This is a genomic window from Stenotrophomonas sp. PvP093, from assembly GCF_017876915.1.
In the GTDB taxonomy this organism is placed as follows: domain Bacteria; phylum Pseudomonadota; class Gammaproteobacteria; order Xanthomonadales; family Xanthomonadaceae; genus Stenotrophomonas; species Stenotrophomonas muris.
Genome location: NZ_JAGIOX010000004.1, coordinates 946,646 through 958,306, shown reverse-complemented (window position 1 = coordinate 958,306; position 11,661 = coordinate 946,646). Strand labels below are relative to the sequence as shown.

Below are 11,661 nucleotides of genomic sequence, written 5' to 3'. Positions count from 1 at the left end.
AAGTATAGCCCTGCTGCCCGTTGCCTCGCCGTGGAGGACAGGATGGAAACGCTTCCACGTCTACGCAGGACAAAGGATGTCCTGCGGCATGGGGTCAGATCCCCGCAGGGGCTCTGACCCCAGATCAGCAGCGCCGACCCGACCGTCAGGGCTTACAGATCGCCCAGGCCGATGGCGCGGCCATCCTCGCCCACTTCCAGCAGGCGCAGGGTGTTGGTGGCACCATGGGTTTCCATGTGCTCGCCGCTGGTGAACACAACGCGGTCACCGGCCTGCAGCAGTTCCGATTCGACCAGCAGGCGGATGCTGCCGCGCGCCGCTTCGCGCGGGGTCAGGCCGCGGCTGTCGAAGTTGATCGGGAACACATCGCGCATCAGCGCCATCTGGCGACGCGCACCGTCATGGCGGGTGACCGCGAACACCGGCGCCTTGGCGCGGAAACGCGACAGGTAACGCGCGGTGCCGCCGGATTCGGTCATGGCCACGATCGCGCGCACGCCCACATGCTGCGACAGGAACATGGTGGCCATGGCAATTGCCTGGTCGGCACGTTCCAGGTTGCGCGGCGAGGCGTTGAAATCGGTCTCGGTCTGGAACTGGCGCTCGGCACCCAGGCAGATGCGTGCCATCGCTTCCACCGCCTTGACCGGGTAGGCACCGGCGGCGGTTTCCGCCGACAGCATCACCGCGTCGGTACCGTCGATGACCGAGTTGGCCACGTCCAGCACTTCGGCGCGGGTCGGGATCGGGCTTTCCACCATCGACTGCAGCATCTGCGTGGCGGTGATCACCACCTTGTTCTGCGCCAGCGAGGCCTTGATGATCTTCTTCTGCAGGCCCGGCAGCTCGGCATCGCCGATTTCCACGCCAAGGTCGCCACGGGCAACCATCACCACGTCGCTGGCCTCGACGATTTCTTCCAGGTTCTCGATCGCCTCGGTGCGCTCGATCTTCGACACCAGAGCGGCATCACAGCCGTGCGAGCGGGCGATGTCGCGCGCGTCGTTCATGTCCTGCGCGTTGCGGCAGAACGACACGGCGATGAAGTCCACGCCGATCTTGGCAACGATGCCGATCAGTTCCTTGTCGCGCTCGGTCAGGGCACCCAGCGACAGGCCGCCGCCCTGCTTGTTCAGGCCCTTGCGGTCGGACAACACACCATCGTTGAGCACGGTGTTGACGATGCGCTCGCCCTGCACTTCCACCACCTGCAGCTGCATCAGGCCGTCGTCGAGCAGCAGCACATCACCCGGGCCCACGTCCTGCGGCAGGCCGAGGTAGCTCACGCCCACCTGGCTGGCGTTGCCCGGGCCGGCGTTCTCGCTGGCGATCAGGTCGAAGCGGTCACCCGCCTTCAGCTGCACCTTGCCTTCGGCGAAGCGCTCGATGCGGATCTTCGGGCCCGGCAGGTCGGCCAGGATGCCCACTTCCACGCCTACGCGGGCCGCGGCAGCACGCACTTCGGCGGCACGCTTGGCCTGGCCGGACGGATCGCCATGGCTGAAGTTCAGGCGCACCACATTGACGCCGGCGCGGAAAAGATCCTCCAGCACGCCCGGCGGATCAGTGGCCGGACCGAGGGTGGCAAGGATCTTGGTGCGACGCTGACGCTCGAACATGGTGGATGGGCCTCTCCCGTTAAAGAACGGAAATTAGCACATCCTTCACGCCGCATGTATACGGTTACAGCCTTGTGCTGCCTGACTCCGCAGGTCATGCAACGGACATTATCCGGACATACGGTGGCGCAGGGCATTCCGTAGAGCCGAGCCCATGCCCGGCTGGCCACTCGCCGAAGCAGCCGGGCATGGGCTCGGCGCTACAGGAGCCTAGGCCAACAGCGCCGTCAGCTGTGCCGGCTCGCGTGCCAGCTGGCCCGCACCGGCCGCGGTGAGTTCCGCCTCACCGCCAAAGCCCCACAGCACACCCACGCTGCGTAGGCCGTGGTGACGCGCGCCTTCGATGTCCATGCGGCGGTCGCCGATCATCCAGCACTGTGCGGGCTGCACCTGCAGCCGGCGCAGAGCTTCCCCGACCAGCTCCGGCTTGTGGCTGCGCGAGCCATCCAGGGTCGAACCGATGATCTCCTCGAACAGCCCGCCAAACGGCAGGTGCGCAAGGATGCGGCGCGCATGCGGCTCGTTCTTGGCGGTGACCACCGCCAGGCGGTGGCCACGGCCATGCAGCGTGCGCAGCGTGTCTTCCACCTGCGGGTACACCGTGTGTTCGCGCCAGCCTTCGGCGTCGAAGCGCTCACGGTAGTAGCCCACCGCCTGTTCCACCCGTGCCGGTTCGACGAACAGCGGCGCGAAGGTGGTGCGCAGCGACGGACCGATCCAGCCCAGCAGCGTCTCCTGCGGCGGCACCGGATGGTCCATCTTCTGCAGCGCATAGGCGATGCAGGCGGTGATGCCCACCTGCGAATCGATCAGCGTGCCGTCGAGGTCGAAGAACAGGACATCCTTGCTACGGTCGGCACTCATGCGCCGCGCGCGTCGAGCGCGGCGACGGCCGGCAGGGTCTTGCCTTCCAGGAACTCCAGGAACGCACCACCGCCAGTGGAGATATAGCTGACCTGCCCGGCGATATCGAACTTGTCGACCGCCGCCAGGGTGTCGCCACCGCCCGCGATGGAGAATGCCGGCGAGCTGGCGATGGCGCGGGCCAGCGCTTCGGTGCCCTTGCTGAAGGCTACGAACTCGAACACGCCGACCGGGCCGTTCCAGACCACGGTGCCGGCCTTTCCGATCAGCTGCGCGTACTGCGCAGCGGTCTGCGGGCCAATATCCAGGATCAGGTCGTCCTCGGCGACGGCGTCGACCGCCTTCACTTCGGCAACAGCGTCCGGCATGAACTGCTTGGCGGTGACCACGTCGACCGGCAGCGGGATGTCGGCGCCACGCGCCTTGGCATCGGCCACGATCTTCTTCGCGGTGTCCAGCAGGTCCGGCTCATACAGCGACTTGCCGACCTTGTAGCCGGCGGCAGCGATGAAGGTGTTGGCGATGCCACCACCAACGATCAGCTGGTCGACCTTGCCGACCAGGTTGGCCAGCAGTTCCAGCTTGGTGCTGACCTTGCTGCCGGCAACGATGGCCAGCAGCGGCTTGGCCGGTGCGTCCAGCGCCTGCGCCAGCGCGTCCAGCTCGGCCATCAACAGCGGGCCACCGGCCGCGACCGGGGCGAAGCGGATGACGCCATGGGTCGAGGCCTGCGCGCGGTGTGCGGTACCAAAGGCATCCATCACGAACACGTCGCACAGGGCGGCGTACTTCTTCGACAGGGCCTCGTCGTCCTTGCCCTCGCCGACATTCATGCGGCAGTTTTCCAGCAGCACCAGCTGGCCCGGCTGCACGTCGACACCGTCGACCCAGTCACGCACCAGTGGAACCTCGCGGCCGAGCAGCTCGGACAGGCGCTGGGCGACCGGCGCCAGCGAGTCGGCCTCGCTCCACACGCCTTCCTTCGGGCGCCCCAGGTGCGAGGTGACCATCACTGCCGCGCCCTGCTCCAGCGCGCGCTTGAGCGTCGGCAGCGAAGCGGTGATGCGCTGTTCGGAAGTGATGCGGCCATTCTCGATCGGCACGTTCAGATCCTGGCGGATCAGCACGCGCTTGCCGGAGAGGTCGAGGTCGGTCATGCGGACGATGGACATGGGCAACTCTTTGGCTCAGGGACGGGATGCCGGGCTACGGCAGGCGGTCATTGTATCGGGTGGCGATGCCTGCGGCAGGCAGAGGCGTACGGCAACAGCGAACTGCAACAGCCAAAGCGCTGGCGCTTCTTGGTGCTGAGGGTGAGCCGGGGTGCTGTGGGGTGGCAGGGGACGCCGTAAACCCGTCCATGGGGGCTTGGTCGCCGCATCCATGCGGCTCACACCCCTGCCACCCCACACCATCCCGGCCTCGACAGGTTCATGAGGCGGAGCGGATGGCAAAGGCAGGAGCAAGAGCGGTTTCTGATGTCGGAGAAACCAATGTAGAGCCGAGCCCATGCTCGGCTGGGTCTACCGCGAGCAGCAGCCGAGCGTGGGCTCGGCTCTACAAAGAGCGCCCAGCCAAGCAGCTTTTGCTCTTCTTTTTTTATTTCCGTGGGTGGACGCACACGGAAACTGTCAGAGGCCGGGCGGGTGGGCTGGGCAGGGGTATCCGCGCCATGGATGGCGCGGCTAAGCCTCCAGGGACGGATTCACGGCGTCCCCTGCCCAGCCCACCCGCTCGGCCCATCCCCGGGATCGCGCTTTGCAGCCACCCACGAGGGGCTGCGCCGTTCGCCGGAACCTACGCCGAAGGCGTCGGCTTCTGCCGAAGCAGGCTGAGCGCCAGACCACCCACCACCAGCACGCCCAGACCCAGCAGCGCCCACAACAGCCACGACTTCCAGTCATGCTGCGGCTTCAGCGCCGCATCGCCCGCCAGCGGCTCCGGGCTGCCTTCCAGTCGCGCCAGCGTCGGCTGCCACGACGGATCGTTGCGCTGCCGAAGTTCCTCGATCAACACCCCGATCGGCGCGTCCGTGCGGCGCGCGGTCGCGCTGCCCACCGCCAGTGCGTAGGGCGCCGCACCCTGGCTCAGGAACACCAGCACTTCCGGTTGGTAGCCCAGGCGCAGCGTCGGCGCAGTGGCAGATTCCGCCGGATTCGCCACCAGCTTCCAGTAGCGGTCGCGGTGCACGCCGCCCAGCGGCTGCGCCGCCGACTGCTGGCGCTGGCCCTGCGTGCCCTGTTGCACCTGGTAGGCGATCCACGGCGCGCTGCGGCGCTGCCACTCGGCACTCTCGTCATCACGACTGAACAGCGTCCATTGCACCAGGCTGTTGTCGGTGCTGGCCACATCGGCGCGCGCCACCGGGAACCGGCCATCCATCTCGAAGGTGTATTCGCCCTTGCCCTTCGACGTCGGCTCCAGCGACAGCCATTCCCACGGCAGCGTGGCCGGCGCTGGCGGCAGTTCCGCCAACACGCCGCGCAGGGTCGGCAGCCGCGAGTCGCCCTGCGCCAGGATGCGCAGGTAGCGTGCAGTGCCGTCCACCTGCAGGCGGCGCTGCAGCAGGCGCTTGCCGGCGCGCTGCAGATCCACCAGCGGCACGTCGCGACCCATCGATCGCCAGTGCTGCAGGTCATCACTGGCATCCAGCTGAACCTGCGCCTGCAGCGGCTGGCCGCTGTCGGCCCAGTCCAGCACCAGCGCCGCCAGCGGCTGCTGGTCGAGCATGCTGGCGTCGATCAGCCAGCCGCCCTGCCCGTTCGCCGTCGCCCCGCCACTCACCCGTGCTTCGACCCGGCGCACGCGCCCATCGGTATCACGCTCGGTCAGCAGCTGCAGATCGTTGCGCTGGGCATCGGCCAGCGGTGGCAGCACGAACCACGGCAGTTCACGCTGCACCGGCGGTTGCGCCAGCGGCTGGTCCGGCGCCAGCAGTGCCGACGGCAGCAGCTGGCTGGCTGCATTGAACACCTGCAGGTCGCTGAGGTCGGGGCTCACGGCACGGCGGTAGATCGCCGGCTCCAGCACGATGCGGTAGGCACCGGACTGCGCGCTGGACAATGTGAGCGGCCATTGCTCGGCATACTGCGTGCGGTAATCAGCCGCCTGCACCACGACGGCGGCCAGCATGCCGAACATCGCCGGCAGCAGCGCCCTGCTCCACTTCCTCATTGCTTTTCCTCCACGGTCGGCGCCACGCTCGGCGGAGCCGGTGCCAGATAACCCACGACCGTGCACAGCAGGCCGTAGGCGATGAACGATGCGATGCCCAGCAGGTTGCCCAGGTGCTGGCGATCGACAATAACCAGCTTGGCCAGTACCACGCCCATCAGCACGGCACCGACCATCCACAGCACACGCTGGCCACGACGCGAACCCCACACCCAGGCAATCACGCCCAGCACGCTCCACAACACGGTCAGGCTGGTCTGGGCCAGGCTGAAGCGCATCATCGACGCGTTCCACGCCAGCCCACCCCACTGGTGCACGCCATGCAGCACCAGGCTGGTCAGCGCGACGAAGGCCGCCAGTGCCAGCAGCGGCATGCGGATGTTCAGCAATGCCTGCGGGGCCTGCGAACCCTGATTGCTGTACAGCCAGCGCGCCAGCAGCAACAGGCTCAACCATTGGCCGATCTCGGCCGGATTCAGCACCGGCAGCCACAACAGCGGTGCGGCGTCGCCCGGCAGCAGCTGGCCCAACAGCCAGCCGATCGACAGCAGGCCGAACAGCACGCACTGCAGCGGGACGCGCACGCTGTCGAAGGCCTGTCCCAATGGCCAGCGCAGCGCATTCCAGCGCCACAGCGACAGTGCCGCCATCAGCAGCCATGGCAAGGTCACCAGCAGGGTCGTCCAGCCCTGCGCCAGATCGGCTTCGCCACCGCCCCACAGGGCCAGCAGCGAAAGCAGCGACGGCCACAGCAGCCACCACAGGAACTGCGCGATGCGGGCCACGGTATCGCCGCCCTGGCGCAGGCACAGCAGGGTCCGCACGCCCAGCACCGCGAACACCGCCCAGGCCAGCGCGCCATAACCGGCGAACGGCTGGTGGTGTGCATCGCTCTGCACCAGGGCCAGCGGGAAGCCCAGCGCGAGCATGGCCAGTGCGGTCACGCCCAGTGCACGCGCCGGCTGGCGACGCTGCACTTCGGCCACCAGCCAGGCAGTGACCGCGGCCAGCACCAGCAACGCGTCCACTTCGGTGCGGTACGGGAAGAAGCGCGTGATCTCATGGACCAGGCCGCCCAGCCACCACAGCAGGCCCCACAGGTAGTACACCAGTGCGACGTCATGACGTGGCCTGCGCTGGTAGCTCCACGCCGACGCGAAGCCGGCCAGGGCCAGCAACAGCGCGCCGATGGCGGTCGGGTTGATCAGGAAGCGCAGGTCTTCGTGCCAGTGGTCGCCACCGGCAACGAAGGCGAATGCGGCGCCGATCTGCAGCAACGCGCCGGATACCTGCGGCAGCCAGCGCTTCTGGCGCAGCCCCAACCAGGCCAGGCCTGCACCTTCCAGCGCAAACACGGCACCGGTGGCACGCGCCGACAAGGCCAGCGGCACCGCCAGCGTGGCGAAGCCCACCGCAAGCACGGCATGCGACTGCGCCAGCATGGTGTACGACGCACGTGCGATCAGCGCCCGTGCCAGTACCGCGTAGATCGCGGCCAGGCCCAGCGCGCATAGTGCCAGCGTCATCGGTTGTTCGTGCAGCATGCCTGCCTGCAACGAGAATGCGACCAGCGGCGCGCCGAACACCAGGCTGCCATCGATCAGATCGCGCCGGCCGGCCGGCTGGCGGCGCGCGTACAGCAGCGGGATCAGCAGGTAGAACACGAAGAACAACAGCAGGAACGGCTCAGTGCTGCTGAACTTGTCCGGTACGTACTGCAGCACGCCCCAGAAGGTGCCGATGCCGAAAGTGAAGGCGAAGCCCAGCAGGTTCAGCGCGCGCCAAGGGCGGAACCAGGCGATGGCGAAAATGCCCGCGTTGAGCACCGCGTAATAGCTGAACAGCCCCACGTGATTGCCGCTGCCGGTGGACAGCCACAGCGGTGCCATGAAGCCAGCCAGGATGCCCAGCACGGCCAGCGTGCGCGAGTTCTGCACCACCGCCAGCACGCACAGCCCGGCCACCAGGGCAATGGAGCTGGCGAAGGCGAAGCCCGGCGGAATCAGGTCGAAGCGCTTGAAGGCCGCGAAGATGGTCAGCAGCAGTACGCCGATGGCACCGCCCTGCAATGCCAGCGCAAACAGGCGCCGGCGCTCGCGCTGGTGCCAACCAAAGGCCAGCAGGCCCAGCGCCCCCACGGTGATGCCGGCCAAGCGCAGCTCGATCGGCAACACCAGCCAGCCCTGGTCGCTGACGTACTTCAGCAGCGCCGCGACACCGGCCAGCAGCACCAGCATGCCGATCTTGACCGGCACGTTGCCTTCGGTGAACCAGCGCTTGACCGCACTGATGCCGCGCTCGATGACGTTGGGCAGTGCCGGCTCGGAAGGCAGCGGCGGCTGCACCGGCACCGGGGGCACCGGCGGTGGCGCAGCAGGTCGGGGAACAGGCGCCTCGGTCGGCGCTGCTTCGCGCACCGTTGGCTGCGCGGGGTGCGGCGCAGCAGCGGCGACCGGCCGCAGGAACGGTGGATCGGCACTGGCCGTGGGCGTGGCCGCAGCCCGTTCGGGCGTGGGCGCGCTGGCGGCCGGCCTGGCGGTGGCAGGCGCGGCGGCCATCGCGCTTTCCAGCGCCGCGACGCGGCGGCGCAGGCCGGAGATCATCACCAGCGCCACCACCAGCAGCAGGGGGATGGCCAACAGGACCAATACGACCAGTGCGATCAGTGCTTCCATTGCGTGCTTCCATTGCGTTCCCGCGCCCCAGCGGCAGCGGTCGACCGCCCCATGCTACGACAGGGTGGGCCCCTTAAACGACGAACCCCGGCCAGGCCGGGGTTCGTCTGCGATCTACGCCGGCCTTACTTGGCGGCGATGACCTTGGCCATTTCCAGGCACTTGTTCGAGTAGCCCCACTCGTTGTCGTACCAGGTCACCAGCTTGACGAAGGTGCCGTCCAGGGCGATGCCGGCATCGGCGTCGAACACCGACGTGCAGGTTTCGCCGCGGAAATCGGTGGCCACCACCTTGTCTTCGGTGTAGCCCAGGATGCCCTTCAGCGGGCCTTCGCTCTGTGCCTTCACTTCGGCGCAGATCTCGGCGTAGGTGGCTTCCTTTTCCAGCTCGACGGTCAGGTCGACCACCGACACGTCCGAGGTCGGCACGCGGAAGCTCATGCCGGTCAGCTTCTTGTTCAGTTCCGGAATGACCACGCCGACGGCCTTGGCCGCACCGGTGGACGAGGGAATGATGTTTTCCAGGATGCCACGGCCGCCGCGCCAGTCCTTGTTGGACGGGCCATCGACGGTCTTCTGGGTGGCGGTGGCCGCATGCACGGTGGTCATCAGGCCGCGCTTGATGCCCCACTTGTCGTTGATGACCTTGGCCAGCGGGGCCAGGCAGTTGGTGGTGCACGAAGCGTTGGAGATGATCGCCTGGCCGGCGTAGGTCTTGTCGTTCACGCCGTACACGAACATCGGCGTGTCGTCCTTCGACGGGGCCGACATGATGACCTTCTTGGCGCCGGCATCGATGTGCTTCTGCGCGGTTTCCTTGGTCAGGAACAGGCCGGTGGCTTCCAGCACCACATCAGCGCCGACTTCATCCCACTTCAGGTTGGCCGGGTCGCGTTCCTGGGTCAGGCGGATCTTCTTGCCGTTGACCAGCAGGTCATTGCCCTGCACCGCCACGTCGGCCTTGAAGCGGCCGTGCACGGAGTCGTACTTGAGCATGTACGCCAGGTAGTCCGGCTCCAGCAGATCGTTGATGGCCACGATTTCGATGTCGTCGCCGAAGTTCAGCACCGCCGAGCGCAGGACGTTACGCCCGATGCGACCGAAACCGTTGATACCAACCTTGATTGCCATTTCTCAAGCTCCTGCGGCCGCGACAGGTGCGGCGGGATGGATAGGGCCCACAAGTCTAGCAAACCGCCGCTGGCCACCGTGGGCCAGCCGGGACCGCCGGCCGGCCCACGGACAGGATTTGATCCGGATCAAAGCGTTAGCGCGGCGTGAGGCCGAGACTGTCGCCATCCACCCAGCAACGAGAACACCCCCATGCGCAAGACCTCCCCCCTGATCGTGGCCAGCCTGGCCGCCGCCCTGTCGCTCGCCGCCGCCCCGGCCATGGCCCAGTCCAAGGGCGACTGGACCGTCTCGGCCGGCGTGCACCAGGTGGCGCCGAAGTCGAACAACGGCTGGCTGGCCGGCGGCACCCTGAAGGTCGACGTCGACAATGACGTCAAGCCGACCATCACCGGCGAGTACTTCATCGCCGACAACCTGGGCATCGAAGTGCTGGCCGCGCTGCCGTTCAAGCACGACATCAACATCAACGGCCTGGGCCGCGTCGGCAGCACCAAGCAGCTGCCGCCGGTGGTCACCCTGCAGTACCACTTCAACAGCAAGGGCAAGGTGTCGCCGTTCGTCGGCGCCGGCCTGAACTACACCACCTTCTTCAGCGAAGACACTACGGGTGCGCTGGCCGGCAGCAAGCTGAAGCTGCAGGATTCGTGGGGCCTGGCCGCACACGCCGGCGTGGACTTCGCGATCGGCGAGAAGGGCGCCCTGCGCGTGGACATGCGCTGGATCGACATCGACAGCAAGGTGAAGTTGAACGGCGAGAAGATCGGCACGGTCAACATCGATCCGCTGGTCTACGGCGCTTCGTACGTCTTCAAGTTCTAAAGCGGTGTATTGGGCGCGGGGGCTTCGCCCCCGCTCCCCCGCTACACGCAAAACCCTCGCAGCATGTTGCCCCGGTAATTGCCGGGGCTTTTTTGTGCCTGGGACTGAAGCGGTTCCGGAGCTGGGGCAAGGCAGGGAGCGGAGCCGGGACACGCCGTAAACCCATCCCTGGGGGCTCGATGGCGCCATCCATGGCGCCAACGGTCCCGGCTCCGCTCCCCGCCTTGCCCCTTCCCATCACCGCGTGCGTACCAGCTCAAGCAAAGGCAAGAGCAGAACCCGTGCATCCGAGGCGCAGTGATTGCCTGTAATTGCAGGAGGCCGATTTTGATCCTGCATTTGTTTTTGATGTTGCCTTTGACGTTTGCATCCGCCTCCGCGGCCATGTTTGGAGGGGAGCGCAGAGGGAGGGGCGGCGGGACCGTTGGCGCCATGGATGGCGCCATCGAGCCCCCAAGGACGGATTTACGGCGTGTCCCGCCGCCCCTCCCTCTACGCTTCCACTTCGGAACAGGAACGCGCCGCTCTTCAATCCACCTACCCCGCTAGAATGGGCGCATGAAAGCCCTGCACTCCCTGTTCCTCGCCGCCGCCCTGGCGCCGGCCCTGCTGTCCGTCTCCGCCCCTGCCCATGCCTGGGGCGCGCAAGGCCACCGCCTTGTCGCCGAAGTCGCCGACGCCCGCCTCACCCCCGCCGCCCGCGCCGAAGTGGACCGCCTGCTGGCCACCGAACCGGACGCCACCCTGGCCAGCATCGCGCCCTGGGCCGACCAGCTGCGCGCCAAGGACCCGGGCCTGGGCCGTCGCTCGGCCGGCTGGCACTACGTCAACATCGCCGAAGACGACTGCCACTACGAAGCACCGAAGCACTGCAGGAACGGCAACTGCATCGTCGAGGCCCTCAAGGCGCAGAGCGCCATTCTGGGCGACCGCAGCCTGACTGACGGCGAGCGCCTGCAGGCGCTGAAGTTCGTCGTGCACCTGGTCGGCGACATCCACCAGCCGATGCACGCCGGCTACGCCCACGACAAGGGCGGCAACGATTTCCAGCTGCAGTTCGGCAACCGCGGTACAAACCTGCACTCGCTGTGGGACAGCGGCATGCTCAACACCCGCAAGCTGGACGATGCCGGCTACCTGCCGGTGCTGCAGAGCCAGCGCGCACCGAAGCTGGCGCGCCAGTCCAACCCGCAGCGCGACCCGCAGGCCTGGGCCGAGGCCAGCTGCCGCATCTCCATGCAACCTGGCGTTTATCCGGCCTCGCGTAAAATCGGTGACGAGTACACCGAGCGCTACCGGCCGCTGGCCGAAGCGCAGCTGCGGCTGGCCGGTGAAAACCTGGCGCAGTTGCTGAACCGCGTGCTCGGCACGCGCTGA

8 protein-coding genes are annotated in these 11,661 nt (G+C 67.4%); 2 read left to right on the top strand and 6 right to left on the bottom strand.

The genetic code is table 11. The features are described from left to right. Positions 1-152: 152 nt before the first annotated feature. The 6 genes from pyk to gap form a co-directional block, all read right to left on the bottom strand. The gene (gene pyk, locus J3A72_RS07005) at positions 153-1,619 is read right to left on the bottom strand and encodes a pyruvate kinase (RefSeq protein WP_014648234.1); all 1,467 of its coding nucleotides are present in this window, start codon (positions 1,617-1,619) and stop codon (positions 153-155) included. A 210-nt stretch (positions 1,620-1,829) separates the two neighbouring features. Beyond that, on the bottom strand, positions 1,830-2,483 hold the full coding sequence (locus J3A72_RS07000; protein ID WP_053496281.1) for an HAD hydrolase-like protein: 654 nt from the start codon (positions 2,481-2,483) through the stop codon (positions 1,830-1,832). After that, positions 2,480-3,655, bottom strand: coding sequence for a phosphoglycerate kinase (locus J3A72_RS06995; RefSeq protein ID WP_075075805.1), 1,176 nt, complete (start codon positions 3,653-3,655; stop codon positions 2,480-2,482). The genes J3A72_RS07000 and J3A72_RS06995 overlap by 4 nt, the downstream gene beginning before the upstream one ends. A 625-nt stretch (positions 3,656-4,280) precedes the next feature. Continuing rightward, positions 4,281-5,657, bottom strand: coding sequence for a DUF3999 domain-containing protein (locus J3A72_RS06990; RefSeq protein ID WP_032962132.1), 1,377 nt, complete (start codon positions 5,655-5,657; stop codon positions 4,281-4,283). Next, positions 5,654-8,332, bottom strand: coding sequence for a DUF2339 domain-containing protein (locus J3A72_RS06985; RefSeq protein ID WP_075075804.1), 2,679 nt, complete (start codon positions 8,330-8,332; stop codon positions 5,654-5,656). The genes J3A72_RS06990 and J3A72_RS06985 overlap by 4 nt, the downstream gene beginning before the upstream one ends. 125 nt (positions 8,333-8,457) lie before the next feature. Next, on the bottom strand, positions 8,458-9,462 hold the full coding sequence (gap, locus tag J3A72_RS06980; RefSeq protein WP_005414333.1) for a type I glyceraldehyde-3-phosphate dehydrogenase: 1,005 nt from the start codon (positions 9,460-9,462) through the stop codon (positions 8,458-8,460). Between the two features lie 192 nt (positions 9,463-9,654). Here gap and J3A72_RS06975 point away from each other — a divergent pair, with 192 nt between their 5' ends. After that, positions 9,655-10,284 (top strand): OmpW family outer membrane protein, encoded by a 630-nt coding sequence (locus J3A72_RS06975; RefSeq protein WP_014648239.1) that lies wholly within the window; start codon positions 9,655-9,657, stop codon positions 10,282-10,284. 558 nt (positions 10,285-10,842) lie between these two features. Further along, positions 10,843-11,661 (top strand): S1/P1 nuclease, encoded by an 819-nt coding sequence (locus tag J3A72_RS06970; protein ID WP_049406223.1) that lies wholly within the window; start codon positions 10,843-10,845, stop codon positions 11,659-11,661.

What these genes read in the sequence shown, in the direction of transcription:
- J3A72_RS06990 (WP_032962132.1), bottom strand. Translation starts at nt 5,657, where the DNA reads ATGAGGAAGTGGAGCAGGGCGCTGCTGCCGGCGATGTTCGGCATGCTG.
- J3A72_RS06970 (WP_049406223.1), top strand. Translation starts at nt 10,843, where the DNA reads ATGAAAGCCCTGCACTCCCTGTTCCTCGCCGCCGCCCTGGCGCCGGCC.
- gap (WP_005414333.1), bottom strand. Translation starts at nt 9,462, where the DNA reads ATGGCAATCAAGGTTGGTATCAACGGTTTCGGTCGCATCGGGCGTAAC.
- J3A72_RS06995 (WP_075075805.1), bottom strand. Translation starts at nt 3,655, where the DNA reads ATGTCCATCGTCCGCATGACCGACCTCGACCTCTCCGGCAAGCGCGTG.
- J3A72_RS06985 (WP_075075804.1), bottom strand. Translation starts at nt 8,332, where the DNA reads ATGGAAGCACTGATCGCACTGGTCGTATTGGTCCTGTTGGCCATCCCC.
- J3A72_RS07000 (WP_053496281.1), bottom strand. Translation starts at nt 2,483, where the DNA reads ATGAGTGCCGACCGTAGCAAGGATGTCCTGTTCTTCGACCTCGACGGC.
- J3A72_RS06975 (WP_014648239.1), top strand. Translation starts at nt 9,655, where the DNA reads ATGCGCAAGACCTCCCCCCTGATCGTGGCCAGCCTGGCCGCCGCCCTG.
- pyk (WP_014648234.1), bottom strand. Translation starts at nt 1,619, where the DNA reads ATGTTCGAGCGTCAGCGTCGCACCAAGATCCTTGCCACCCTCGGTCCG.